Here is a 24,021-nt window from a genome sequence, read left to right on the forward strand (position 1 = left end):
GAGTCGAGAGATTATGACGATGGTATGGAAGTCGAAGTCGGTGGGGGCAGCTGCTTTGGCCCTGAGTTTTTTGGTCTACTCTCCGGGCGCGACTGCACAGCAGCAAAAGCCGGCAGAACCGGATGCCAGCGACAGTGGGCCGGTGCAGGACAACAGCCCGGTCATCGTGAAAAAGAAGACAGACACCGACGAGCCCCCACCGCCCGCTCCGGCGGAAGAAAAGATCAAGAACCCCACGGGACTGGAGAACTACTCCATCCGCGTGGATGTCCCGGTCGTCACGGTGGACGTGAGCGTCGTGCTGGAGAAGACCCGCCAGTTCGTCCCGGGTTTGAAGACCGGAAACTTCCGCGTCTATGAAGATGGCGTGGAACAAAAGGTCGGCGACGTTCGCACCGTGCAGACCCCGATCACGGCGGTCATGCTGCTGGAGTTTGCGGCCAACAGCTGGTACTTCCTGCAGGACATGCGGAACACCTCGGATGTGTTTTTCCGGACATTGAAGCCGGAGGATTACATCGCGATTGTGACCTACGATCTACGGACGCATATCCTGACGGACTTCACGCAGGACAAGCGGGTCACGGCGGAGGCGCTCAACTCGCTCACGATTCCAGGATTCAGCGATACCAACATGTTCGACGCGCTCTCCGAAACACTGGACCGGCTGACACGGATCGATGGACGAAAGTACATCATTCTGGTCGGAACGGGCCGGGATACCTTCTCCAAACTGACGCTGGATAAGATTCTGGCCAAGGTAAAGCAGGCGCAGAACGTGACGATCTTCGCCATCGGAACGGGCCAGCTTGTGCGGGAACTCGCCGACTCACGCGGCCGTATGGGCGGGATCGCGCGCATGGATTATCTCCAGGCCGATAACCAGATGAAGACCTTCGCTCAGATGACGGGTGGGCAGGCTTACTTCCCGCTGTTCCAGGGAGCGCTGCCGGATGTGTTTTCGCAGATCAACCAATCGATCCGTAACCAGTATGTGGTGAGCTACCGTCCATCGAACATCAAGCAGGATGGTACCTACCGCAAGATCAAGGTGGAACTGGTGGACAACGAAGGCAAGCCTCTGCGGATGGTGGATGAGAAGCAGAAGAACCTGAAGTATGCCGTTATCGCTCGTGACGGCTACAAGTCTCGTCTTCCAGTGGAATAAGTCTGAACCGCCTTGTGCCCTGTTCTTTCGCGGTTTTTGGCGAAAAAAATGGGGTCGCGCAGAGCGCACAAACCAGATCTAAAAGGACTCAGGACAACTCTTTACCTGCCGGTTCGGCAGCGACCAGAATCGTAAGCGCCAAACCAGCCAAAAGCACCGCACCTTCAACCCGCGTAGACCAGGCATGCCGAGCATCGAAGTCCCGACGAAGGGGACTGTCAGGCATCAGCGCCGTGATATAGCCGGAAGCGGCGGCACGGTCGCGCTCCATGGGAATCAAAATAAAGACATTCGAGGCGTAAGTGAGCGCCATCATCGCGACGGCCAGGCCGATCTGCCCGTAGATCTTGTAGGCGTGCTGCTTCAGAAGGCGAACAGCAAGAATGATGGCCACGCCGCACCACAATCCGATAGCGTGAAGCGAATGCAGCGACGCTCCGACAACCAGGCCCGCCAGTTGCGAAGACGGCAGAACCCGAAAGGCCGTGGGTGCGAGGACAGCGCCAAAGAAGAGGATGCTACCGAGCCAGAGGATGAGGGCAAAGAGGCGGAGCGTTCGCGCGAGGGTAAGCATACGTTGATTCTAGATGTGGTCGCGGCCGATGAGACGCTCGATACGCTTCGCCATCGGCGGATGCGTCGAAAAGAGGGAAGCGAAGTCGGCTCCGCTGATGCGTGGCGCATTGATGAACATGTGGGCCGTGTTGGCGCTGGCGAACGTTGGTACGCGGGCGCTAGCGGCACCGATCTTCTGGAGCGCACGGGCTAGAGCATAGGGATTCCCGGTCATTGCGGCGCCACTGGCGTCGGCCTCGTACTCGCGTGTGCGCGAAACCCAAAGCTGAATCAGCGTGGCCGCGATGGGAGCGAGGATGAGCATAAAGAGTGCTCCGATGCCTCCGCCGTTGCGGTCACGGCTGTCGCGGCCGCCGTATCCGCCGAAGATCATGCCCCAGCGACCGATGTGCGCGATCCAGGTGATGGCACCGGCGAGCGTGGCGGCGATGGAAGCGGTAAGAATGTCGCGGTTCCGGACGTGGCTCAGTTCGTGAGCGAGCACACCTTCCAGCTCTTCATCGTCGAGCAGTTGGAGGATCCCTTGCGTAACGGCGACCGAGGCGTGCTCGGGGTTACGACCGGTGGCGAAGGCGTTCGCCGAGTTGTCGGGAAGCGTGTACAGCTTCGGCATGGGAAGTCCCTGCTTCTGCGTCAGGCGTTCCACAATGGCGTAAACACGGGGAAGCTGCTCGCGCGTCGCAGGCTGTGCGTTGGACATCCGCAGGGCGATCTTGTCAGAGTAGAAGTAGCTGACGAAGTTCATGATGCCCGCTATAAGCAAGGCGATGGTCATGCCGTTGGAGCCGCCAAAGGCGCGTCCAATGCCAAGAAGCAGCAGCGTCATCAACGTGAGAAGAAGCGTGCTTTTGAAGGTGTTCATCCGTAGATGTCTCCTGCAGAATTAGACGTTTGAACCTGCAGGGGGATTCGTTCGCCGAGAGATCGCCCGCTGCAGGACGATGTCAAAGGCTGCGCGTGCGCGGAGATACTCCTCTTCCGAAATCCTGCCGGAGAGACGGTCTGTTTCGAGCGAAAAGAGTTCGTCGCGCAGAACAGTTTCCAGCGTGGTTGTGGAGGCCACTGCAACCTGCATGGGCAGCGGAGCGGACGGCGTGCCCGCGATTGCTTCCGTGGTTGCAGGAGGTCCACCACGCAGCATGACACCAGCACCCACAGCAAGAAGAAGGGCAATGCCCGCGATAATCCACCACTTATACTTGGTCAGCGGGTCGGGCGTGTTGATGGGATCGGCCATACCGCCGCCGGGCTTGTTGTCCGCGGTCCCGGCTGCCGCTGGTGCGGCTCCGGAGGCATCACCCGTCGCAGGTCCGCCGTTCGCGCCTTGATCGGCGGAGGGCTGACCATTGGTATCCGTCTGGCGCGGAAGCTCGCCCGTGCCCGAAACCGTGAAGCCGACGAGCGCTCCGGCGGGAAGGCTGCGCGCCACGTAGGTCTGCGCATTGACTTCATCTGTGATCGGCGAGAAAGGCGTATTACCCGCGTCGAACTTCATGCTCTTCGCCATGATGATAACGACCGTATCCGTGGTCATCGTGGGTGTGGAGGCAAAGTGGAAGCTGCCGGTATAGGGCAGGTGGTACGAGATCTGGAAACGTGTCTGACCGGGGCGAACGGGAAAGATGAAGGCGTAATGGCCCTTTTCCGTGAGCGGAACCGGCGGGGATTGTACGGGCATGCTTCCCTGGCTGAGCGCGGCAGAGCCTTCGACGACGGCGCCCTCAGGCAGCTGGAAGTCAAAGGAACGGTCGGAGAACTGGGTGCGCGGTGGGTTGGACTCGTTCTTGATGAAGAAGTTTTCGACGACCTTCAGGCCCGTTCCGGCAGGGTCGGTCTGGATGCGGAACAGGTTGGCCTCGATGGAGACACCGGCGACCTTTGGCGCTGAGTTGAAGACTTCTACTTCGACGCTTTCGGTTCCCGGAGGTGCGGGGCGGAAGTAGTTGGCCTTGTCATGAGTCACCCGGACGAGATGCATCCCTTCGTCGGGCACATCGAGCGTGAAGTGACCGCGCGCGTCCGTTTTGGTGTGCGCTGCTTCCTGCATTCCCTGCGCCAGGCGGATCAGGACGACGTCGTCACCGGCCGCTGGCTTGTTGACGGTCTTGTTCGTGACCACGCCCGTAATGGTTCCGGCGGCGAAGGCAGGAAGGGCGAAGACGGCGGAGGCGAGGACGGGGAGCAGAAGAGATTTCAGAGGGAAGCGCACAGGCAAAGGATATCGCTTTCGAGAGAGTTAGGCGCTTTATGGGCGGAGTGTGTCGATTTCGGCGATGACATGGGCGGCTTCGTCTTCGAGCGAGGCGCGCTGCGTGACATAGTCTTCTTCCGGGTATTTTCCGGCGCGGTACTCGAAGTTCAGGTCGCGCAGATTTTCGTAGATGACATCGCGGCGCTCGTCGAGGTAGTCGACGCGGGTCTTGGCCCGTTGGACGAAGGGATTCTCATCCGGCCAGAAGGTGTACGCGAAGAGGATGAGAAGGAGGACGACTCCAGCGAGGATGCCCATCAGTATTCGGTGTCCCTTCGAATGCGGTCGCGGAGATCGTTGCTCGATGCCTGCGGAGCTGAGGGGATACCAGCAACGGCAGGCTGGGACCGACGGTTCCAGCGGTGAACGATATAGATCGTCCCGAAGGTGGCCAGTAGAAAGAGCGAGACGGGAACGATCCAGGCTGCATTGTCGAAGCCGCCACGCATAGGTGTAGCCAGAACGGTGGGGCCGTACTTGGCGGCGAACCAGTTGAAGATACTGGTATCACCGTCACCGCCTGCGATCTTTGTTCTCAGTTCCGCGATCAGCTTCGGCGAATCGGGGCAGCCGACGTGATTGCACTCCACCAGGATCTGCGTGCAGCCGCAGGTGCAGACGAGTTTGTGGCCGATGCTGTTGAAACGTCCCGCAGCGTCGGTTGCGCCCATCGCGAGAACCGACGCAAAGAAGAGAACGACGAGTTGCGAAGTCCGGCGACGCGTCATACGCTACCTCCTGCGACCGGCTGCAGCTCCCGCTCTTCGCGTTTGGGCGTAAGGCTTCCCGTAAGCGCCGGACGGATCGAAGGAGCCAGCGCGATAAAGGTTCCCAGGATCACAATGCCCACGCCAACCCAGATCCATGAGACGAGCGGATTCAGGAAGACCTTGATGATGGGGCGGTTCGTCTCGGGATTGCGGCCTTCAAAGACGACATACAGATCGCGTGCCATCGTGGAGTGAATCGCCACCATGGTGGAGCTGGTCTGGCTGGCGTTGTAGAAGCGCTTTTCAGGGGCAAGCTGCGTAATCTTTTTGGAGCCTTTGTAGACGTCCAGCAGGGCATAGTCAGTGTCGTAGTTTTTATTTGAATCCTGCGTGAAGCTCTGGCAGATGAGCTTGTAGCCCCCGACTTCGATCGAATCGCCAAAGCCCATCTCCAGCTCCTTCGACTGATTGAAGGCCGAACCGGCAAGACCGGCGAAGAGAACGACGATGCCGAAGTGAACGAGGTATCCGCCGTAGCGGCGCGTATTGCGCCGGACCAGAAGAATGCCCGAGGAGAGCAGGTTCTTCCGTGTTTGCGTGCGGACGACACCCGCGCCGCGGAGAAACTCCGAGCTGATAGCGGTGACGACACCCGCGCCGATAGAGAAGGCAAGCAGGGCATAGATACCGCCCGCCGCTTCATCGTCCTTCCAGGGGCGAACGCCGAAGGCGATCAGAACGACCGCCGTGAAGACAACGGCGATACAGGGAAGGATCATGTTGCGGCGGATTGACCGCAGCGAGGTAGAGCGCCACGCGAGAAGCGGACCCACTCCGGTAAGGAAGAGCAGAAAGAGACCGACCGGGACAGCGACGCGATTGAAGTAGGGCGCTCCCATCGTGACCTTCGATCCCTGCACGTACTCACTCAGAACGGGAAAGAGTGTTCCCCACAGGATGGTGAAGCAGGCGGCGAGAAGGACGAGGTTGTTGAAGAGGAAGCTGGCTTCGCGGGAGACAACGGATTCAAGCTTGTTTTCACTCTTCAGATGATCGCGCTGGAGGAAGTAGGTAAAGAGACAGACGACAAAGATGATGCATAGGAAGGTCGTAAACCAGCTTCCGATGCTGCTCTGCGCAAAGGCATGGACAGAACTGACGATGCCGGAGCGTGTGAGCAGCGTGCCGAGGATCGTTAGCATGAAGGTAATGAAGATAAGCCAGACATTCCAGCTCTTCATCATGCCGCGTTTTTCCTGCATCATGACCGAGTGCAGAAAGGCGGTTCCGGTGAGCCAGGGAAGGAAGCTGGCGTTTTCAACCGGATCCCATCCCCAATAGCCACCCCATCCCAGAACCGCATAGGCCCAGTGCATGCCGAGACAGATGCCGCAGGTGAGGAAAAGCCACGCAATCATGGTCCAGCGGCGGGTAATCGCGATCCACTTTTCTCCGGGATAGCGCATCATGAGCGCGCCTAGAGCAAAGGCAAACGGAACGGCAAAGCCGACATAGCCGAAGTACAACATCGGAGGATGGATCACCATCTCCGGGTATTGCAGGAGGGGATTGAGACCGAATCCATCCGGCTGGGGTTCGCCCTGCCAGAGAGCGAAGGGGGGCGCGGCGAAGTTGAGCAGCAGGAGGAAGAAGATCTGCGCGCCAGCAAGAATCGTGGAGGCGTAGGCGGAAAGCCGGACATCCACCTTGTGCTTCAGCCGAAGTACGAAGCCGTAGCCGCAGAGGAGAAAGGCCCAGAGGAGCAGGGAACCTTCCTGCCCGCTCCAGAGAGCGGAAAACTTGTAGGCCGGATTCAGATCGCGGTTGGTGTGGTGAAGGATGTACGCGACGGAGTAGTCGTTGGTGAAAGATGCCCAGACGAGGGAAAAGGCGGCGGTTGCGACGGCGATAAAGCTTGCGATACCTGCACGTCGGGCGGTTTCGGCCAGCTTTTCAGGAGAGATGCGCCCGCGACGCCCATGGGCCATCTGCCAGAGGGCGATGCTACCGGCCAGCAGGGTATAAACGCTCAACATTAAAGCAAGAAGAAGAGCGAAGCTTCCGAACTGGGGCATCGGATGGGAGAGCGCGGGGGCTGTGGTGAGCTGCTGATTCATAGCGCAACTCTATTCTCGCAGGCGAGAGCGCCATGGGCAACGAATCAGAGGCTTTTCGCGGCGGTAATCGGATCTAGGAGTTTTTGGCTGGCGAGGCGGTGAACGCTGGCGAGCAGATTGTCCGGAAGGAGCGGTTTCAGGCGGAAGAGAACGTTAAGGTCGTGATACTCCTCCTCGGCTTCTTCCATGCCACTGATCACGAGGACCGGAATATTCGGCTTGAGCAGCCTGAGTTCCCGTACGAACTGGGACCCGTTCATGCCAGGCATCACGTGGTCTGTGATGACAAGACTGATTTCAGCGGGAAAATCGTTTTCACGAAACTGTTCCAGGGCGCGCATGGGATTTAAAGCGGGGATAACAAAATAGCCCGCGCGCTTCAGGATCGTCTGGCGTGTGGCAGCCTGAATGGCGTTGTCATCAATCAGCAGAACGGTCACCTGCCTGTTTTCAGGCATGGTCGCATCAGGGAGATCCAAATCCAACATTTCCTCCAACTAGATAGGGGCCCGTCGTCGCCAGGTTACTTCCAGCTTTTTATCTGGTTCAAAGTTTGAGATGCAAAGGAAGGATTCAGGTTGTCTGCGAGGTGAGAAGATCAATCAGTAGACTCTTCCGGGATAAAGCCGGTAGGCTTTGGGTCGATAGATCACGCAGCGGGGCAAACCTTGAATCTGACTTATATTGACTGGCTGATCATGGCGGTCTACTTTACGTTCGTCCTTGGCATCGGTGTGGCGCTGAAGCGTTACATGCGTACAAGCCATGACTTTTTCCTTGCCGGACGCTCCATCCCCGCATGGGTTTGCGGCCTGGCATTTATTTCGGCGAATCTCGGTGCGCAGGAAGTTATCGGAATGGGTGCTTCCGGCGCGAAGTACGGTATCGCCACGAGTCATTTTTACTGGATCGGCGCGATCCCGGCGATGGTGTTCGTCGGTATTTTCATGATGCCGTTCTATTACGGGTCTAAAGCGAGGAGCGTTCCCGAGTATCTGCGGATGCGCTTTGACGAAAAGACGCGCGCGATCAATGCATTCTCCTTTGCCATCATGACCGTCTTCTCGTCCGGCATCTCCATGTACGCCATGGCGTTGCTGATCCAGACCTTGGGCCTTTTCCACGGCATTATTCCAGACCAGTATGTCTTCCATGTTTCCATCGTGCTGTCTGCGGTGATCGTGCTGGGATATATCTTCCTCGGTGGTCTCACGAGCGCGATCTATAACGAAGTGCTGCAGTTCTTTCTCATCGTGGCGGGTTTTGTGCCGCTGGTCTTTATTGGCCTGCACAATGTCGGCGGATGGCATGGAATTCAGCAGCGTTTGCCAGTGGCGTTTACTCACTCATGGCGCGGCATGAGTCACGCGAACACGAATCCCCTGGGCGTGGAGTGGTTCGGTCTCACCATGGGGCTCGGGTTTGTGCTGAGCTTCGGTTACTGGTGCACGGACTTTCTCGTGGTGCAGCGCGCCATGGCTGCCGACAGTGAAGAGTCGGCACGTCGCGTGCCGCTCATTGCGGCTATCCCCAAGATGTTCTTTCCGTTCCTGGTCATTCTGCCCGGCTTGATTGCGGTTGCCGCACCTGCGATTGCGAACAAGGTTGGTCCGGCGGTCATGTCGAGCTCGGGCGCGATGACGGGTGTCGGCGCCGTCGATGCGAATGTTCCTGCGAGCAAGGGTCTGATTCCCGTAAAAACCGATCCCGTCAGCGGACACGCTGTTTTGGATGACAAGGGCAATCCGGTCTACAACTACGATCTCGCGATCCCGATCCTTTTGCTTCACTACTTTCCGACGGGCATCCTCGGCCTGGGACTTACGGCGCTGCTGGCAAGCTTCATGTCGGGCATGGCGGGTAACGTTACTGCCTTCAATACCGTCTGGACGTATGACATCTACCAGAGCTACATCAACAAGAAGGCCACCGACGCGCACTATCTCTGGATGGGCAGGATGGCGACCATCGGGGGCATCCTGTTATCCATCGGCGCGGCCTATCTGGCAACCGGGTTCAACAACATCATGGACGCGCTGCAACTTGTCTTCAGTTTTGTAAACGCTCCACTCTTTGCGACGTTCCTGCTGGGCATGTTCTGGAAGAAGACCACCGGCCATGCTGCTTTCATTGGCCTGATCTCTGGAACGGTGGCAGCCCTGGTGCATCATGGCCTTACGCTTCCGCTGGACTATTCGCCCGGCATTCACGGCGCATGGATCCACCTCGTTCACACCTATCCGAGCGACATGGCGCAGAACTTCTGGACGGCGATCTTTGCCTTCGGGACCAACCTGTTTGTGACAATTGCAATCAGCCTGGTGACAACGCCACGTCCGGAGTCGGAGCTTGTCGGCCTGGTGTATTCGCTGACGCCGAAGCCAGCCGAGCATCATCTGCGCTGGTACCAGAAGCCCTCTACGCTCGCCATTGCTGTGCTGGCGATGCTCGTCGTCTTGAATCTAGTCTTCGCATAGGAGGTCGCATGGGTCTTGATATTCGCATTCCGCTGGGCATGATGTTTCTCGCGACAGGCGGCATGATGCTGCTCTACGGCCTCTTCTCGCGCGGCAGCGCCATCTACGAAAAGTCGCTGGGGATCAACATCAATCTTTACTGGGGCCTGGTGATGTTCGTTTTTGGGCTGGTGATGTTTCTCTTCGGACGTCGCGCGAAATGGCAGAACGATCCCGTCAATCCGCGCCCGTGGGAGCGCGAAGGGGAAGAACCTCGTCGTGGCGGTCACTAGATTGCAGGTTCCGGAATGCTACAGCCGTGTTGCCTCGAGGATGTCTTCCACACGCTCGCTCTCTCTGAAACTGCGATAATCGGCATATGAAGCGTCGCGTGATTGAACAGTATGAGCTTGTCCGCAAGCTGGGCGCGGGCGGCAGCGGCGTGGTCTATCTGGCAAACGATACGACGCTGCAGCGTCCTGTGGTGATGAAGCTGCTCAAGCGCGGTGCTCTGACACCGGAGCAGATGCGCTCTACCGTTCTGCGCGAGGCGCGGCTGGCCTCCGCCATCGAACATCCCAACGTCTGCGCCATCTACGACGTGGGCGAAGCGGAAGACGAGTTCTTCATCGTTATGCAATACATCCCCGGCAGGCCCCTGGATCGCATCATCGCGGAGGGCCCGCAGAGCCTTCAGCTTGTGCTTTCAGCTGGCATCCAGGTGGCAGACGGTCTAGCGGCTGCACATTCTCTCGGGATCTTTCATCGCGATCTGAAACCTGCCAACGTCATCCTGACGGAGGGCGGTCTGGCGAAGATCCTGGACTTCGGTCTGGCGCGCCGCATCAGCATGGACGATGCGGAGTTCGATCCTGCCAAACCGAGCAAGCGTACACCGATGGAAGGTGCGACGTACACCGCGCGGGGCGGCACCATCGCCTACATGGCGCCGGAGCAGTTTGTGACCGGGCAGAGCAGCGTGCAGAGCGATATCTTCGCCTTCGGCGTTCTGCTTTACGAACTGGTCGCTGGCCAGCATCCCTTCCATCGTCCCGACGCGCCCGAGTTCCAAAGCATCCGTGCGATTCAGTTTGCCGATCCTCCCTCGTTGCGCGAGATCGTTCCCACGATTCCCGTGGAATTGGAGAGCGTCATCCTGCGCTGCCTGGAAAAGCAGCCGTCTTCCAGGTTTGCCTCCGCTGCCGATGTACGCGAGGGCCTGAAGACGATTCTTCAATCGGCGCAGCTTGAGGCTGTTTTGATCCCGGGGGACACCATCGCCAGCATGCCTACGAAGGGTCGTGCTTCGATGGAAGCTCCCGATGAAGAGAAGCGCACCTCGGGCTTTCTTTCCATGCTTGCAGAACGCTTTCGCGAGAGCGGAGGCAATGAAGACAACAACACCATCGTGGTGCTTCCGTTCGTCAACTTCGGACCGGCGGATGCCGCGCCGCTCTACGGCTACGCGCTTGCGGACGCCATCGCAGCCCGTTTGGCGCGGATGTCCTCTCTCGTGGTGCGTCCTTCCAGTTCGCTGATGTCCCTGGCGTCGAAGCAGCTCGATCCGCTGGCCGTCGGACGGAAGCTATTGGTGCAGTACGTTATTGCAGGAAACTTTCTCAAGTCGGATAAGGGCTTCGACCTGAACTGGCAAATGCTCGACGTTCCCCGGCAGGCCGTTCGCGCCGGTGGAGCGATCAACGTGGCCAGCTTCGATCTGGTCGCCGTCCAAACTGAAATCTGTAATGAGGTTTTCAGCACTTTGCAGGGCGTGGGATCGATGAAGGGCGGGGAGAACTCGGGACACGATGCTCCTCTGGCCGCGGACCTTTCGGAGGAGTATCTCGAAGCGCGCGCTGTTCTCTCATCATTCATGTCACGCACCGGCAGCCGCGACGATCTCGACCGTGCCCGCGAACTCTTTGACAGCGTGACCCAGAACAATCCCGACTATGCCCCTGGATGGAGCGGCCTGGGCATCACGCATCTGCAATACACGCGGCACGGGATGGGCGGACAGATGCATCTACTGGAAGCCCGCCGCGCCTTTGACCGCTCGCTGGCGCTCGATGCGGGATCGGTGGAAGCCAATCTCTATCGCGTACTCATGCTGCTCTCCCGCGGTGAAAAGGAAAGCGCACGCCACGGCATTGAACACCTTCTGCAGACCGCAGGGAACGACTGGAATGTGCATCAGGTGGCAGGCATCACGCTGCGTCTGGACGGAATGTACGAAGAAGCTTTGGACCAGTTCAATACCGCGCTGCGCCTCAATCCTTCGAATGCAGCGGTGATCTACAACCACCGCGCGCGCGTGTACCAGTACCAGAACCAGATGGAGCTGGCATCGGACGAGATCGAAAAGGGCCTCACGCTGGAGCCACGGCAACCGCTGCTCCGCATCTCGCTCGGTTACCAGTACATGCGGACGGGCGATCTGGGGCGCGCGATTGCGACGCTGGAAGAGGTGATTGCCATGGATGCCTCCATGCGCATCGTCTCTCCTACGATTGCCATGTGCTACACCATGCTCGGCGACCGCGACAAAGCTGCGACCTTTATCAACGATGAGACTCTGGCTGCGGCGGAGGCGGACAGCGAGATGGCTTATCGCCTTGCCACCTACTTTGCCGTGGAGGGAGACGAGAGCGAAGCGCTCCACTGGCTGCGGCGTGCGATCTACTTGGGGAATGAAAACTATCCCTGGTTCTCGAAGAACCCGGCGTGGGCGAAGCTGCGGGGCCACGGGGATCTGGAGCGCATTCTGGAAGATTTGAAGAAGAGTGCGCGCAAGAACCAGAAGACGTGGAACAGGCTTCTGGCTCAGGTGAGATAAAGCAGTTTCGCTTCTGTGCCCCATTCTTTCGCGGCTCTTTGCGAAAGGGTGGGGTCGCGCGGAGCGCACAGACCGGATCTTTAGGCCTTGTAGGTTCGGTGAGCTCTGAGCGCCATCCAGACCACGAGGCAGAGGAACTGGGTGCAGACGAAGAGTTCGATCCATGCGCCCGCGGAAGAGACTCCCGCAGGAGACGGCGCGAGAAAGAAGAGCGCCACGATCAGTGCGATGGCGCCAATCCAGGAAAACGCCAGACCGAAGTAGCGCGGCCTGAACGAGGCCTGCTTTCGTGCAGGAAGCCGACTGGCGATCCGCGCGGCAAAGTCCGCCGGAATGGCGGGTTGAGGCTGAGTCTCCAGCGCCTGAACGATGAGCGCGTCGAGCATTGCGTCGTCCTGGTTGATCTCCATCTCGCTCATGATGCTCTCCCTTCGCTTCCCGTTCTGGCCTGAATGGCTTCGCGGAGCTTCTTTCGTCCGCGGTGCAGATGCGTTCGTACCGTGCCGATCGGCATCTGCAGGGCATACGCGATCTGATCGTAACTTCGCTCTTCCTGATGGTAGAGAACCAGAACCGTCCGTTCAATAGCGCTCAGCTTCTGCAGTTCTTCTTCGATCGAAGCTTTCAACTGACTCTGCGCCATCTGCTGTTCGGCATTTTGTCCTGGATGTTGAAGCCGCTCTTCCCAGGCGCTCGTCTCGTCCGAGATGGAGACCAGCGGACGGTCTGTGCGTCGTCGCCGCTTCCACTCATCCTGCGCGACGTTCACGGTCACGCGATAGATGTATGTGCCAAGAAGGGAATCGCCGCGAAAAGCCGGAAGTGCGCGGTAGAGCCTAAGGAAGACCTCCTGCGCAAGATCCTCGACGTGCTCACGGCTGCCCGTAAGCCGCGTAAGGGTGCGAAAGACCATCGACTGGTGCTCGCGTACGACGTCTTCGAAGTCGATCTCCATGGGCAAGTTGAGTATGACCGCCCACTCGCGGTTAAGTTTCATGGATTCTGCTGAAACTTAAAGAGGGGGCACCTGTCTAACCCGGGCAGAAAGGTAGGATCTTCCAATGCATGGAGTCTTCAGTCCGTTCATTATCCCCCTCGGAGGGATGGCAGTCGGGATCGTCGCCATCGTCGCCGGAATTGCCGGAAACGCTCACAATGTCAAAATGAGGGCCGAACAGCGGATGGCCATGATCGCGCGCGGCATGAGCGTCGATGATATCGATCGTCTGCTCGGGAAGTCGGAGGACGATAACAGGCCTGTCCGGGATCCGCTACGCAGTCTGGCCAACGCAAGGAGAACGGCAATCGTTCTTATCTCGATCGGTATCGGCTTGATAGGGTTCTTTTTGTTGTTGACCTGGATTCTGGGTGTGCACAACGTGCTCGCTGGCGCGGCCGCTGGTGTCATTCCTTTCGCCATCGGCGTCGGTTTCCTGATCGACTACAACCTGCAGAAGCGCGAGTTATCGCGCTTCGGGCTGGAGACGGGAACCGATCTGCCGATGCACGAGCGGTAGTAGTTACTCTGCGCCTTCGCTCCTGGGGTGGTTGAGGAAGATGGGCGCGGACAGGCTGAAAACAATGGTCGCTTCAGGGGCGAGGTGCATCTGACGATCCTGCTTGAGCCACCAGATGGTGCTGGCTCCCGCGCCGATCCCGGCTCCGATAAGTGCTCCCGGAACGCCGCCGAAGACTCCGCCTGCAGCGGCTGCGCCGCCGGTGGTCAGAGACATGGCTGCGAGGGTAGCGCCGACGTGGTCGCGGCGAACGATATTTCCTTCATTGTCGATGCGGGTTTTGCCGTACTGGTCCGTGTCGATGACGGATGCGCGGATGGGGTACTGAACGCCGTTCAGCGTGATGTGACGCGGTTCAATGTGGATCAAAGCCGCACCGGAGATGCGCTTGCCGCCGTGGACGGCCGTCACGATCGCTTCAAAAGGTGTTCCGGCAGGCAGCAGAACGCGTCCGTTGCGTTCGACGGGGTCGGAAAGCTCGCCCAGAAGCGCAGTGCCCGTCGTGGTCTTCGTCGTATCGAGTTCCTGGTGGACGCGAACGCGCAAAATGGTCCCTGCGGGAAGTTCGTTTTCGGCAGCGGGAACGTCGAGGACCATCAGCGAGGCGTCATCGTCTCCAGCCTGCTGTGCATTGAGCTGCGAAAGCGAAACGTGATGCGGGTCGGGAGCAACAGCCGCGGACGGACCGACGATGGTGAAGGGAGGCTCCGAAGTAGGTGCCGACGTTCTAGTGGACGGAGAGGTCCCAGGTGCGCTGCTGGCGGTCGCCGGCGCGGCAGTGTAGGTCGGCGCGGGTTGGTCGGCAACGATCGCCTCGGGAGGATTTGCAACGCCGCTGGCCTGGGCCACGGCCTGCATCGTCGCGAAGGTAAAGGCTGCGGAAAAGGGCAGGGCTGATGAACGCTTCATGAATTTCCTCCATCGCACAAAATTTGCGCGGGACATATTCCAGCCTAGAAGAGTGTGGGCGCGGTGGAACGCGCCTTTCGTGCCGGGGAATCCAGTCTGCTAATGGCCAGGATGGTCTGCGGTCTTTGTTAGAATCGCTCCTGGTGGCGCGTGCATGGCGGAATTAATTGAAAGCATAGGGTTAGCGAGCGGGCGTAGTATTCCCGTGGACAGAAGACCCAAGCTGAATGAACGCCTTACGCATCGAGTGGTCGCTTCGGGAAGTTTGAACGACGGAAGTATTTTGCAAAATGGACAAAGGAGCACCATGACTGAGATCGTTTCCATCCACGCGCGCGAGATCCTGGATTCGCGCGGCAATCCGACAGTAGAAGCCGATGTACTCCTTGCAGGCGGAGCGCTGGGTCGCGCCGCGGTGCCGAGCGGCGCTTCCACTGGCGAGCATGAGGCTGTGGAGTTGCGTGACGGCGACAAGGAGCACTATCTCGGCAAGGGCGTCATGCAGGCCGTGGAGAACGTGGAGAGCAATATCTCTCCCGAGCTCGCAGGTATGGATGCCACGAATCAGCGGCTGATCGACGCGACGATGCTCGCGCTCGACGGCACGCCGAACAAATCGCGCCTCGGCGCAAATGCCATTCTGGCCGTCTCGATGGCGTGCGCGCGCGCTTCGGCCAACGCCCTGAAGCTGCCGCTCTACCGCTATCTTGGCGGCGTGAACGCCTGTGTGCTGCCGACCCCGATGATGAACATCATCAACGGCGGAGCGCATGCCGATAACAATGTAGATTTTCAAGAGTTCATGATTATGCCTGTCGGCGCGGAGACTTTCTCGGACGCTCTACGCTGGGGAACGGAAGTCTTCCATACCCTCAAGGGCGTGTTGAAGAAGAAGGGGCTGCAGACCTCCGTTGGCGACGAGGGCGGATTTGCTCCGTCGCTGCGTTCCAATGAAGAGGCCCTCGACGTCATCCTTGAGGCCATTGAGCTCGCCGGTTTTGCCGTGGGCGACGATATCGCCCTGGCGCTCGATCCTGCGAGCAGCGAGTTCTACGACAAGGAGACGGGGATGTACGTCTTCAAGAAGTCGGACAAGAGCGAGAAGACCTCCGAGCAGATGGTCGAGTACTGGGCGAACTGGGTGGAGCAGTATCCGATCGTGTCCATTGAAGATGGTCTGGCCGAGGATGACTGGGCTGGCTGGAAGCTGATGACGGACAAGATGGGAAGCCGCTGCCAGCTGGTAGGCGACGATCTCTTTGTCACCAACACCAAGCGTCTGCGCAAGGGTATTGAAGAGGGCGTCGGTAACTCGATCCTCATCAAGGTGAACCAGATCGGAACGATCTCGGAGACGCTGGAGGCGATCGAACTGGGCCGTCGTTACGGCTACACGTCGATCATCTCGCATCGTTCGGGTGAGACGGAAGATACGTTCATCGCAGACCTCGCTGTGGCGACCAATGCCGGACAGATCAAGACCGGATCGCTCTCACGCACGGACCGCATTGCGAAGTACAACCAGCTTCTGCGCATCGAAGAAGAGCTTGGCCAGTCGGCGGAGTTCATGGGCATCGAGAGCATTAACTGCGAGTAGTGAGGCTCTTTCGATGGCGAAGAATAGACCGCTGATTCTAACGGTTCTCGATGGTTGGGGCATTCGTGCCGAGACGCGTGGCAATGCGATTGCCCTGGCGCGGAAGCCCAACTATGACCGCTTGCTGCGGGAGTTTCCCAACACGACGATCCGCGCGAGCGATCATTATGTCGGCCTGCCCGATGGGCAGATGGGTAACTCCGAGGTGGGTCATCTGAACCTCGGTGCCGGAAGGATTGTGCGCATGGACATCGTGCGCATCGACGACATGGTGACCAAGGGCAGCTTCTTCGAAGACGAACTTCTGGTCGGTGCCGTAATGCGTGCCAGCGCGCGCGGTCGAAGCGTCCATCTCATGGGCCTGCTCTCCGATGGTGGAGTGCATGCCCACGTGCGGCATCTGTATGCGCTTCTGAAACTCTGCAAACAACAGGGTGTAGAGCGGGTTTACGTCCATGCGTTCCTGGATGGTCGCGATACGCTGCCGACTTCGGGCGTCGGGTTTATCGAGGAGCTGGAGCAGAAGTTCCGCGAGATCGGTGTAGGGGAGCTGGCGAGCTGTTCCGGTCGCTACTTTGCCATGGACCGCGATCTGAAATGGGAGCGCGAAAAGAAGGCCTTCGACGCGATGGTCGCTGACTCTGCGGAGGGTGGATCGTACAAGGACCCTGCGACGCGCGTACGCGAGTGCTACTCGAACGGTGTGACGGATGAGTTCGTGATCCCGTTCCTCTGTCTTGATGAGGCGAACCAGCCAATCGGCCGCATTCGCGATGAAGATCTGTTGATCTGCTTCAACTATCGTGCCGACCGTGTGCGACAGATTACGCGTGTACTGGCACGGAATATTGAAGGCGGTCTGACGAAGGACAACGCGCTCGACCTGCCCAAGGCCGAAGAGCTCGATCTGGAGATTCCACGGAGTCGTGTGCCAAAGAACATCGAGTACGTCACGATGACGCGCTACGATCCGCACTTCCGGACGGCGATGGTGATTCCTCCGGAGAGCATGGACAACCTGCTGGCGAACGTGATGGCCCAGGCCAACCTGCGAAATCTGCGCGTTGCCGAAACGGAAAAGTACGCGCATGTGACGTACTTCTTCAACGGTGGCATCGAGAAGCCCTTTCCCGGAGAAGAACGGGAGATGGTGCAGTCGCAGAAGGTGGCGACGTACGATCTGGCTCCCGAGATGAGCGCGAACGGCATTGCGGATAACGTGATCAAGGCGTTGAACGACACTGCCTTTGACGTCATCGTGGTGAACTTCGCCAACGCCGATATGGTGGGACACTCGGGCAAGATCGACGCGACGGTGAAGGGTGTCGAAACCGTCGATGCCTGCCTGGGGCGGATTCACCAGGAGCTGCGCCGCGTGGGGGGATCGTGGCTGATCACGGCGGATCATGGCAACGCCGAGATGCTGATTGACCCCGCGACGGGAGGACCGCATACGGCGCATACGACGAACCCGGTGCCGTTCATCTGCGTGACGGATGAGGGAAACCGGATTGGCGTGCGTGAGGGCGGGTCGTTACGGGACATCTCTCCGACGATGCTGGGGATGATGGGGATTCCATTCCCGAAGGAGATGACGGGGATGGATCTTCGAGTAAAGCTGTTTTAGGTGGCTATAGTTAAGGCCTGAAATTGCGAATCAAGTTTATCTTATTCATTTCATTGCACTTACTTTTCTATTAGCAGGTCCATCTGCTTCTCTTCGAGAAGGGCAAAGTGGCTGTGACAGATCTGTTTGTGCGCTCCGCGCGACCCCACCCTTTCGCAAAAACCGCGAAAGAATGGGCACGTGGGTAGGGTTTGGTCGGTATACTGGCTCCGATTTTTTGGGAGGCGTTATGCAGTTGCCGTTTGTTCACGTGGAGTTGAACACGAAGGACCTCGAGAAGACGAAGGCCTTTTATGGGGAACTCTGCGGTTGGGAGTTCAACGATGCGACCACGGAGATGGGGCCGTACACGACGTTTCTGCAGGGAACGTTGCCGAGCGGCGGAATCACGACGATCCTCGATGCGCCCTCGCCCTGGCTGCCATATATCGGTGTGGAAGATATTCAGGCTGCGACGGACAAGGCCGCGTCCCTGGGCGCGAATGTCTTTCTGCGCGGGCACGAGGTAGCGAACGTGGGTTGGCTTTCGCTGCTCTTCGATCCGAATGGGACGATGGTGGGGTTGTTCCAGCCGGTCAAGATGTAAAGATAACGAGTCAGCAGGTGAGCGAGTCAGTAATCGCTCTTACGAGCGAGGACTATAAGTCGCGGCGGTTTTCTATGGCGCGGGTCAGGGTGATCTCGTCGGCGTACTCGATGTCCGAGCCTGCGGGGACACCGGTGGCGATGCGGGAGACGCGCAGGTCGCGGCGGGTGCGGTGGATCTCCGTGGCGAGGTAGGTAGCCGTTGCTTCGCCTTCGGTGGTGGGAGAGAGGGCGAGGATGATCTCGTCGGCCTCCGCCAGGCGGTTCAGGAGATTGCCGATACGGAGGTCCTCCGGCCCTACGCCGTTGACGGGCGAAAGTGTGCCGTGGAGGACGTGGTAGACCCCGTTATAGGTGCGCGAGCGTTCCACAGCGGCGATGTTGGTAGGTTCTTCCAATACGCAGATGGTGCGGTGCGAACGGGTCGGGCTGGTGCAGAAGGTGCAGGGGTCGACGTCCGTGATGTTGTTACAGACGGAACAAAGATGCAGCGTGGCCTTCAGATTCAAAATCGCGGCGGAGAGCAGGTCGGCGTCCGTCTGCGAGGTGCGCAGGATGTGGAAGGCGAGGCGCTGCGCGGATTTGGAGCCCACGCCGGGCAGCTTGCGCAGCTCGTCGATCAGGCGGGACATGGGGGGAGCGAAGCGTTCCAAGGGAGTTCCCAGTTGCTAGTTTGTAGTTTCCGTTAGCTGCCGAGACCGGGCAGGTTCAGGCCACCGAGGAGACCGGACATGGAGGACTTCATGGCCTCGTCGGCCTTGCGCCCGGCTTCGTTGACGGCGGCGGTGATGAGGTCTTCGAGCATCTCGATGTCGCCCGGAGCGGAGGCAGTGAGCGCGGCGGGATCGATTTTGAGGCGAAGGAGCTCTTTGCGGCCGTTCATCCGTGCGGTGACCATGCCGCCGCCGGTGGAGGCTTCGACGACGGTGGCCGAGAGCTTGTGCTCCATCTCGTCCTGCATCTGCTTGGCCTGGCCCATCATGTCTTTCATCTTGGAGAGATCGGATAAGTTCATAAGAGTTTTTAGTTTCTAGTTGTTCGTTTTTAGTTGTTCGTTATTTGCGGAGGTCGCGGACGTTGGTGACCTCAGCGTTGAAGAGCTTCTGCGCCTGCTGGACGGTGGGGTGGTTCATGGCGAGGGACTGCACGGATCCTTCGCGGGCCGGTTTTGCTTTCTTTTCAGAGAGTTTGACGGCAGGGTCTGCGGGAAGGATGACCAAGCGCAGATCGGTGGCGTCTTTTGCCCGCAAAGCGCCCTTGATGATCTGCTCGGTTTCGGCGCGAACGAGGAGTTTAAGAGTGGCCGGGTTGATGTCGGTCTGGATTCGAAGCTCGCCGTTGGCAATGACCCAGTCGGCGTCTTCCAGGCGCTCTGCGGCGGAGGTCTGGCCTTTGGCGGCAAAGAGGGCTTCGAGTGCGGCGCTGCGAAGCTGGTCGGCCTCACCGCCCACCTCGGACTTCGGCTGGCTCTCGGGATCGGCAGGCGGGAGTTCGGTGATCGCTGGCGTCTCCACGGCGTGAATCGTTGAGGCAGCGGTGGGTTCAGGAGCGGGTTCGGGCTCTGGGATGGGAACCGGCTCAGGCACTATGGCGGGTTCGGCGCCGACGATAGTGATGGGCGCTTCGGCTACCGCCAGCGCTCCTTCGGTACGGGGTGGCCTCGGCTGCGTCGTGGAGGCGCTTGGGGTTTTGCGCGCACTGTCGTTTCCGAAGGGCGAGATACTCTGCGGAGCTACCGTGGCGCGGGGAGGAGAAGCAGATCTCTCCACTTCGCTTCGCTCCGGTCGAGATGACGAAGGGTCCGCTTCGTTTCGCTCTGGTCGGGATGACGAGGGAATAGTGGGTGGTACGGGTGGCGGAGTTTGCGGATGTGGCGGCGCGGGCGCTGGGGCGGAGACCGATGCGGCTGCTCTTGGAGTCGGTCTTGGGGTGCTGGCCCCGGTGGGGAAGGCGCTGAGGAGTTCTTCCAGAGGGAGCAGGCGCTGCAGGTGCACGAGTTTCAAGAGACCGAGTTCGAGATGGAAGCGCTGTTCCTGCCGGAACCCGAGATCGTCGAAGGTGCGGAGCATCATCTGCAGGAAGCGAGTGAGCTCTTCTTCCGTGAAGAGCATGGCCGAGCGGGCGGCGCGTTTGCGCTCTTCCGGCGAGATCTGGAGCAAGTCGGAGTTGGCGTTGTCCGGTGTGAGGTTGGCGATTTTGGCCATGACCGTGTTGCGGAGGTAGCGGACGAAGTGGCGCGCGAGTTGCGCGGGCGAGTTGCCGGCGTCGAGAAGGCGAGCGGCAATCGTCAAGACTTCCGCGGACTGGTTCTGCGAGACGGCTTCGAGGATTTGCTCGAAGACGGTGTTCGGTACGGCTCCCATGAGATCGCGAATCTGTGTGGCGTCCAAGGCGGGCTTGCCATCGACCGTCGGAGCCGAGGCGATGGCCTGGTCCATAATGGAGAGCGCGTCGCGCATGGAGCCGTCACCGGCTTCGGCCAGAAGGGCGAGCGCAGCCTCGTCGGCAATGATCCCTTCTTTGGTCGCGATGCCGCTGAGCTCGGTGATGATGTCGTCAAGCTTGACGGCGTGAAAGCTGAAGTGCTGGCAGCGTGAGCGGATGGTCTGCGGGATGTTCTCCGGTTCGGTGGTCGCCATCATGAAGACGATGTGGTCTGGCGGTTCTTCCAACGTTTTCAGGAGGGCATTGAAAGCCGCGTCCGTGATCTGGTGGGCTTCGTCGAGGATGATGATCTTGAACTTGTCACGCGAGGGGCGGTAGCGGGCGGCGTCACGGAGTTCGCGGATCTCGTCGATACCGCGGTTGGTGGCGGCGTCGATCTCAAGGACGTCGACGGCGTTGCCCTGGCGGATTTCGACGCAGGAGTCGCAGATGAGGCAGGGTTCGGCCGTGGGGCGCTCCGGGCTGCCGATGGGGTACTGGCAGTTGAGGGCGGAGGCGAGGATGCGGGCGATGGTGGTTTTGCCGATGCCACGGTGGCCCGAAAAGATATAGCCGTGCGCAATGCGTTGCTGGTTGAGGGCGTTTTCCAGCGTCCGTGTGACGTGGTCCTGACCGGCTACGTCGGAGAAGAGAAGAGGGCGGTATTTGCGGGCTAGAACCTGATAGGCCATCAAGGTTGATTTTACTCGTCTGGGTGGGGGAGGAAGTGGGGACTGTTTTTGCACATGTCTTGGGCTGCGACTGGTCCGGTCGAGCTGCGCTCGAACGATGCGCTTCGCGCATAACCCACACATCGCAAAGAACGCGATGTATGGGGCACCCTGTACTGGTTTCCTGAAGAGTCCGGTTTGTGCGCTCTGCTCGACCCACCCTTTCGCAAAAAGCGCGAAAGAATGGGGCACAAGTGATCTCCTTTGGTTCTTGCTGGCGTGAAGCGGGGAAGGATGCGATATTCGAGCGATGATCGCCATGGAAGAGAAAGTTGAGAAGCGGACGCCGCTCTGGCTGTATGGTCTGCTGGATGTGCCTTATGGCGTGGTGACGACGGGGCTTCTCTCTACTTCGTTGTCCTTTCTTCTACGGCGATCCGGGATGGGTGTCGGTGACATCGCCAATACGGTGGCGCTGCTGAATCTGCCGATCACCTTTTATTACCTCTACGCGCCGATTGTGGATTTCTTCTTTCGGCGCAAGATCTGGGCGGCGCTGGTGGGGTGCGGCGCGGGGTTGTTTGCGGGTGTAGGTCTATGGCGTCTGCAATCGCATCCGCGCCAGGCCGTGGTGCTGATCTTTCTGGGGAGCGCGCTGGCGACGATGGTGAGCGCGGCGAGTGGCGGCATGATGGCGGCCCTGCTGACGAAGGCGGAGAAGGCCAACGTCGGAGGGTGGATCCAGGGTGGCAATCTGGGTGTGGGATCGCTGGTGGGCGGTCTACTGCTCTGGCTGGCAGCGACGCATGGGAACGGTCTTCTGGGGGCGGTGATTCTGGCGACGTGCGTTCCGCCCGCGCTTTCTGCCCTGCTGGTGCGAGAGCCACATCGGGAAAAAACAGGAGACAAGCTCGGCGCGACCTTTGTGGACATGGGACGGGAGATGGCGCGGACGTTCTTCAGTTGGAAGAACGCGCCGGGGCTTCTGGTTCTGGTCTCGCCGATTGGAACAGGTGCGATGCAGCAGCTGATGGGCGGTCTGACGCAGGAGTATCACGCGTCGTCCACGCAACTGGCCTTTGCGAATGGCTGGGGCGGCGGTGTGTTGACGGCGATTGGGTCGCTCTGCGCGATTCTCTGGCCGGTGCATCTGAACCGGATGATTCCGTACGTGGGGGCGGCGGTTTTTTACGCTGCGGTGACGGGTGCGGTGGCGATTGCGCCGATGCAGGCGTCCACGCTGATTGTGGGATTGCTGCTCTCCAACTTTGCCACTGGTTTTGCCTATGGTTGTTACACCGGGCTTGTACTGCAAACGCTGGGCGAGGGCGGAAAGAGGCAGAGCACCAAGTACACACTGATCAACGCGATCGGCAATTTTCCCATTGTGTACATGGCCTGGCTGTGCGGGCGGGTGGCGGTGCACTTCGGGCCGATTCTGGGGCCTCGGTCGATTGCGGGGTTCGATGCGGCGATGAACCTGGCGGTGGTGGTGCTGTTTTCTGTCTGGTGGATGGCATGGGGAAGAAGGAGAGCGGTGGCTTAGACCTTATTCTTTTTGTACGGGACAGAATAAGCCGCCAGCAATCCCCGAAATTCTTCTTGCTCAGAAGGACTCAGAGCGTGCTTTGGAATCGGATGAAAAGTATATCCCTTCAGCAGGATCCAGATTGTTTTTCCTTCGACATATCCTTCGAAGGCAACCCAGGGAATACGCCCTTCGCTGGCGTTGGGGATTCTCGCTGTATAACCAAATTCGTTAACTTCTACAAAAACGTTTTGCATGTTTGGTAGTTCGCGCTCATACCGTTTGCTAAGCGCTCGACGCTTTATAGCCGGGGTACCAAGCACAGCAAGGAAAAAGAATGCGATCGGAATGAGGCCAATAATCAGGGATTGTCTGGCTGACAGCTCAGTGGCCGATTTGAAGAACTGATTCCCAGCTATCACCAAAATGATGCACGCGGGCAACCAGCGTGCGACGTAATAGCCGACAGGAGAGAACTTACGCTGAAACAGATCTTGCGCTTCGAGATATTCATCAATTGTGGTGGTGGCGGTATAGGAGATCATCACGCTTTCGCGTTCCGAGCGAGCTTTTTCCGGCGTCGGACCTCGGCCTCGGAGAACATGGTCCCGCGGCATTTGGCTGAACCGCAGTAGCAATCCTGTGTGTCGTCGTCGTCGGAGTCGTACAGGTTGTACATGTAGGTGAGTTCCTCTCCGGCGCGGATGGGACGGAGGGCGCGGATGAAGATGCGTCCGTCTTCTTCTTCGGATTCGCAGTTGGGCTCGCAGCAGTGATTGATGAACATGGCGGCGGAGAAGCCGTCGATGACGGTGTCCGTGCCGGAGAGGCCGAAGAGATAGGTGACGTCGCGTTCGGCGTAGCGCTCGTCGGCGACTTCTTTGGCGATGCGGGGGCCGTCGTATTCGACGACGATACCGCCCTTGCGGATGGGGGAGACGGTGTAGCAGCCAGCGGCATGGATCGCGGAGGAGCGGATGATCAGGTCGGTCATAAGGGTTTCGGGAGAGTATAGCGTCTTCATGACGAAACAGATGCAGGAGAAATGG

24 protein-coding genes are annotated in these 24,021 nt (G+C 59.3%); 9 read left to right on the top strand and 15 right to left on the bottom strand.

The window, feature by feature from the left end:
• Positions 1-13: 13 nt before the first annotated feature.
• Entirely contained in the window at positions 14-1,168 is a 1,155-nt protein-coding gene (locus ACIPR4_RS07415) for a VWA domain-containing protein (protein WP_013568040.1), read from the top strand.
• 88 nt (positions 1,169-1,256) lie between these two features.
• On the opposite strand, the gene ACIPR4_RS21545 is transcribed toward ACIPR4_RS07415, so the two are convergent.
• The 7 genes from ACIPR4_RS21545 to ACIPR4_RS07450 are packed head-to-tail and all read right to left on the bottom strand — an operon-like array spanning position 1,257 to position 7,280.
• Positions 1,257-1,742: a DUF4149 domain-containing protein gene (locus ACIPR4_RS21545; RefSeq protein ID WP_013568041.1), complete on the bottom strand. Its 486-nt coding sequence runs from the start codon at positions 1,740-1,742 to the stop codon at positions 1,257-1,259.
• Positions 1,743-1,751: 9 nt separating this feature from the next.
• Positions 1,752-2,606: a zinc metalloprotease HtpX gene (locus ACIPR4_RS07425; RefSeq protein ID WP_013568042.1), complete on the bottom strand. Its 855-nt coding sequence runs from the start codon at positions 2,604-2,606 to the stop codon at positions 1,752-1,754.
• 21 nt (positions 2,607-2,627) lie between these two features.
• Positions 2,628-3,953 (bottom strand): peptidase associated/transthyretin-like domain-containing protein, encoded by a 1,326-nt coding sequence (locus ACIPR4_RS07430; protein WP_013568043.1) that lies wholly within the window; start codon positions 3,951-3,953, stop codon positions 2,628-2,630.
• A gap of 36 nt (positions 3,954-3,989) precedes the next feature.
• Entirely contained in the window at positions 3,990-4,253 is a 264-nt protein-coding gene (locus tag ACIPR4_RS07435) for a hypothetical protein (RefSeq protein ID WP_013568044.1), read from the bottom strand.
• Positions 4,253-4,723 (bottom strand): cytochrome c-type biogenesis protein CcmH, encoded by a 471-nt coding sequence (locus ACIPR4_RS07440; protein ID WP_013568045.1) that lies wholly within the window; start codon positions 4,721-4,723, stop codon positions 4,253-4,255. Before ACIPR4_RS07440 ends, ACIPR4_RS07435 begins: the two co-directional genes overlap by 1 nt.
• Entirely contained in the window at positions 4,720-6,822 is a 2,103-nt protein-coding gene (locus ACIPR4_RS07445) for a heme lyase CcmF/NrfE family subunit (protein WP_013568046.1), read from the bottom strand. Before ACIPR4_RS07445 ends, ACIPR4_RS07440 begins: the two co-directional genes overlap by 4 nt.
• Before the next feature lie 44 nt (positions 6,823-6,866).
• The gene (locus ACIPR4_RS07450; RefSeq protein ID WP_041586535.1) at positions 6,867-7,280 is read right to left on the bottom strand and encodes a response regulator; all 414 of its coding nucleotides are present in this window, start codon (positions 7,278-7,280) and stop codon (positions 6,867-6,869) included.
• 210 nt (positions 7,281-7,490) lie between these two features.
• On the opposite strand from ACIPR4_RS07450, the gene ACIPR4_RS07455 reads away from it, so the two are divergent.
• From ACIPR4_RS07455 to ACIPR4_RS07465, 3 genes are all read left to right on the top strand, one after another.
• The gene (locus ACIPR4_RS07455; protein ID WP_013568048.1) at positions 7,491-9,299 is read left to right on the top strand and encodes a sodium:solute symporter family protein; all 1,809 of its coding nucleotides are present in this window, start codon (positions 7,491-7,493) and stop codon (positions 9,297-9,299) included.
• Positions 9,300-9,307: 8 nt separating this feature from the next.
• On the top strand, positions 9,308-9,571 hold the full coding sequence (locus tag ACIPR4_RS07460; protein ID WP_013568049.1) for a hypothetical protein: 264 nt from the start codon (positions 9,308-9,310) through the stop codon (positions 9,569-9,571).
• Between the two features lie 86 nt (positions 9,572-9,657).
• Complete coding sequence (locus ACIPR4_RS07465; protein WP_013568050.1) at positions 9,658-12,114, top strand: serine/threonine-protein kinase; 2,457 nt, start codon at positions 9,658-9,660, stop codon at positions 12,112-12,114.
• Positions 12,115-12,194: 80 nt separating this feature from the next.
• Here the strand turns inward: ACIPR4_RS07465 and ACIPR4_RS07470 are convergent, their stop codons facing one another.
• Both ACIPR4_RS07470 and ACIPR4_RS07475 read right to left on the bottom strand, forming a co-directional pair.
• Positions 12,195-12,533: a hypothetical protein gene (locus ACIPR4_RS07470; RefSeq protein WP_013568051.1), complete on the bottom strand. Its 339-nt coding sequence runs from the start codon at positions 12,531-12,533 to the stop codon at positions 12,195-12,197.
• A complete protein-coding gene (locus tag ACIPR4_RS07475) occupies positions 12,530-13,111 on the bottom strand; it encodes an RNA polymerase sigma factor (RefSeq protein WP_013568052.1) in 582 nt (193 codons plus the stop codon). The genes ACIPR4_RS07470 and ACIPR4_RS07475 overlap by 4 nt, the downstream gene beginning before the upstream one ends.
• A gap of 106 nt (positions 13,112-13,217) precedes the next feature.
• On the opposite strand from ACIPR4_RS07475, the gene ACIPR4_RS07480 reads away from it, so the two are divergent.
• Positions 13,218-13,631 carry a DUF6249 domain-containing protein gene (locus tag ACIPR4_RS07480; RefSeq protein ID WP_245536478.1) on the top strand — a complete coding sequence of 138 codons (414 nt, stop codon included), beginning with the start codon at positions 13,218-13,220 and terminating at the stop codon, positions 13,629-13,631.
• Positions 13,632-13,634: 3 nt separating this feature from the next.
• Here the strand turns inward: ACIPR4_RS07480 and ACIPR4_RS07485 are convergent, their stop codons facing one another.
• Positions 13,635-14,540 (bottom strand): hypothetical protein, encoded by a 906-nt coding sequence (locus ACIPR4_RS07485; protein ID WP_013568054.1) that lies wholly within the window; start codon positions 14,538-14,540, stop codon positions 13,635-13,637.
• A 307-nt stretch (positions 14,541-14,847) separates the two neighbouring features.
• On the opposite strand from ACIPR4_RS07485, the gene eno reads away from it, so the two are divergent.
• The 3 genes from eno (at position 14,848) to ACIPR4_RS07500 (ending at position 18,350) form a co-directional block, all read left to right on the top strand.
• Positions 14,848-16,137, top strand: a complete 1,290-nt coding sequence (gene eno / locus ACIPR4_RS07490) for a phosphopyruvate hydratase (protein WP_013568055.1) — start codon at positions 14,848-14,850, stop codon at positions 16,135-16,137.
• A gap of 13 nt (positions 16,138-16,150) precedes the next feature.
• The gene (gene gpmI / locus ACIPR4_RS07495; RefSeq protein WP_013568056.1) at positions 16,151-17,764 is read left to right on the top strand and encodes a 2,3-bisphosphoglycerate-independent phosphoglycerate mutase; all 1,614 of its coding nucleotides are present in this window, start codon (positions 16,151-16,153) and stop codon (positions 17,762-17,764) included.
• A gap of 229 nt (positions 17,765-17,993) precedes the next feature.
• A complete protein-coding gene (locus ACIPR4_RS07500) occupies positions 17,994-18,350 on the top strand; it encodes a VOC family protein (RefSeq protein WP_013568057.1) in 357 nt (118 codons plus the stop codon).
• A gap of 52 nt (positions 18,351-18,402) precedes the next feature.
• Here the strand turns inward: ACIPR4_RS07500 and recR are convergent, their stop codons facing one another.
• Genes recR through dnaX form a run of 3 tightly spaced genes read right to left on the bottom strand, consistent with a single transcriptional unit; the run spans position 18,403 to position 21,465 of the window.
• The gene (gene recR, locus ACIPR4_RS07505) at positions 18,403-18,981 is read right to left on the bottom strand and encodes a recombination mediator RecR (RefSeq protein WP_144312347.1); all 579 of its coding nucleotides are present in this window, start codon (positions 18,979-18,981) and stop codon (positions 18,403-18,405) included.
• Between the two features lie 53 nt (positions 18,982-19,034).
• Complete coding sequence (locus ACIPR4_RS07510; protein ID WP_013568059.1) at positions 19,035-19,364, bottom strand: YbaB/EbfC family nucleoid-associated protein; 330 nt, start codon at positions 19,362-19,364, stop codon at positions 19,035-19,037.
• Positions 19,365-19,404: 40 nt separating this feature from the next.
• Entirely contained in the window at positions 19,405-21,465 is a 2,061-nt protein-coding gene (dnaX, locus tag ACIPR4_RS07515) for a DNA polymerase III subunit gamma/tau (RefSeq protein WP_041585971.1), read from the bottom strand.
• A gap of 298 nt (positions 21,466-21,763) precedes the next feature.
• On the opposite strand from dnaX, the gene ACIPR4_RS07520 reads away from it, so the two are divergent.
• On the top strand, positions 21,764-22,990 hold the full coding sequence (locus ACIPR4_RS07520) for an MFS transporter (RefSeq protein ID WP_144312348.1): 1,227 nt from the start codon (positions 21,764-21,766) through the stop codon (positions 22,988-22,990).
• Here ACIPR4_RS07520 and ACIPR4_RS07525 read toward each other — a convergent pair.
• Positions 22,987-23,517, bottom strand: coding sequence for a YcxB family protein (locus ACIPR4_RS07525; protein ID WP_013568062.1), 531 nt, complete (start codon positions 23,515-23,517; stop codon positions 22,987-22,989). The two genes, ACIPR4_RS07520 and ACIPR4_RS07525, sit on opposite strands and share 4 nt — an antisense overlap.
• Positions 23,517-23,966 (bottom strand): SET domain-containing protein, encoded by a 450-nt coding sequence (locus tag ACIPR4_RS07530; protein WP_041585972.1) that lies wholly within the window; start codon positions 23,964-23,966, stop codon positions 23,517-23,519. The genes ACIPR4_RS07525 and ACIPR4_RS07530 overlap by 1 nt, the downstream gene beginning before the upstream one ends.
• Positions 23,967-24,021: the final 55 nt, after the last annotated feature.

It is taken from the genome of Terriglobus saanensis SP1PR4 (assembly GCF_000179915.2).
GTDB classification, from domain to species: Bacteria; Acidobacteriota; Terriglobia; order Terriglobales; family Acidobacteriaceae; genus Terriglobus; species Terriglobus saanensis.

Excerpts from the sequence above, each read along its gene's own strand:
- ACIPR4_RS07435 (WP_013568044.1), bottom strand. The coding sequence starts at position 4,253 with ATGGGCATCCTCGCTGGAGTCGTCCTCCTTCTCATCCTCTTCGCGTAC.
- gpmI (WP_013568056.1), top strand. The coding sequence starts at position 16,151 with ATGGCGAAGAATAGACCGCTGATTCTAACGGTTCTCGATGGTTGGGGC.
- ACIPR4_RS07425 (WP_013568042.1), bottom strand. The coding sequence starts at position 2,606 with ATGAACACCTTCAAAAGCACGCTTCTTCTCACGTTGATGACGCTGCTG.
- ACIPR4_RS07415 (WP_013568040.1), top strand. The coding sequence starts at position 14 with ATGACGATGGTATGGAAGTCGAAGTCGGTGGGGGCAGCTGCTTTGGCC.
- ACIPR4_RS07450 (WP_041586535.1), bottom strand. The coding sequence starts at position 7,280 with ATGCCTGAAAACAGGCAGGTGACCGTTCTGCTGATTGATGACAACGCC.
- eno (WP_013568055.1), top strand. The coding sequence starts at position 14,848 with ATGACTGAGATCGTTTCCATCCACGCGCGCGAGATCCTGGATTCGCGC.
- ACIPR4_RS07480 (WP_245536478.1), top strand. The coding sequence starts at position 13,218 with ATGGCAGTCGGGATCGTCGCCATCGTCGCCGGAATTGCCGGAAACGCT.
- ACIPR4_RS07520 (WP_144312348.1), top strand. The coding sequence starts at position 21,764 with ATGGAAGAGAAAGTTGAGAAGCGGACGCCGCTCTGGCTGTATGGTCTG.
- ACIPR4_RS07485 (WP_013568054.1), bottom strand. The coding sequence starts at position 14,540 with ATGAAGCGTTCATCAGCCCTGCCCTTTTCCGCAGCCTTTACCTTCGCG.
- ACIPR4_RS21545 (WP_013568041.1), bottom strand. The coding sequence starts at position 1,742 with ATGCTTACCCTCGCGCGAACGCTCCGCCTCTTTGCCCTCATCCTCTGG.
- ACIPR4_RS07500 (WP_013568057.1), top strand. The coding sequence starts at position 17,994 with ATGCAGTTGCCGTTTGTTCACGTGGAGTTGAACACGAAGGACCTCGAG.
- ACIPR4_RS07445 (WP_013568046.1), bottom strand. The coding sequence starts at position 6,822 with ATGAATCAGCAGCTCACCACAGCCCCCGCGCTCTCCCATCCGATGCCC.
- ACIPR4_RS07470 (WP_013568051.1), bottom strand. The coding sequence starts at position 12,533 with ATGAGCGAGATGGAGATCAACCAGGACGACGCAATGCTCGACGCGCTC.
- ACIPR4_RS07475 (WP_013568052.1), bottom strand. The coding sequence starts at position 13,111 with ATGAAACTTAACCGCGAGTGGGCGGTCATACTCAACTTGCCCATGGAG.
- ACIPR4_RS07530 (WP_041585972.1), bottom strand. The coding sequence starts at position 23,966 with ATGACCGACCTGATCATCCGCTCCTCCGCGATCCATGCCGCTGGCTGC.
- ACIPR4_RS07525 (WP_013568062.1), bottom strand. The coding sequence starts at position 23,517 with ATGATCTCCTATACCGCCACCACCACAATTGATGAATATCTCGAAGCG.
- ACIPR4_RS07465 (WP_013568050.1), top strand. The coding sequence starts at position 9,658 with ATGAAGCGTCGCGTGATTGAACAGTATGAGCTTGTCCGCAAGCTGGGC.
- dnaX (WP_041585971.1), bottom strand. The coding sequence starts at position 21,465 with ATGGCCTATCAGGTTCTAGCCCGCAAATACCGCCCTCTTCTCTTCTCC.
- ACIPR4_RS07460 (WP_013568049.1), top strand. The coding sequence starts at position 9,308 with ATGGGTCTTGATATTCGCATTCCGCTGGGCATGATGTTTCTCGCGACA.
- recR (WP_144312347.1), bottom strand. The coding sequence starts at position 18,981 with ATGTCCCGCCTGATCGACGAGCTGCGCAAGCTGCCCGGCGTGGGCTCC.
- ACIPR4_RS07510 (WP_013568059.1), bottom strand. The coding sequence starts at position 19,364 with ATGAACTTATCCGATCTCTCCAAGATGAAAGACATGATGGGCCAGGCC.
- ACIPR4_RS07440 (WP_013568045.1), bottom strand. The coding sequence starts at position 4,723 with ATGACGCGTCGCCGGACTTCGCAACTCGTCGTTCTCTTCTTTGCGTCG.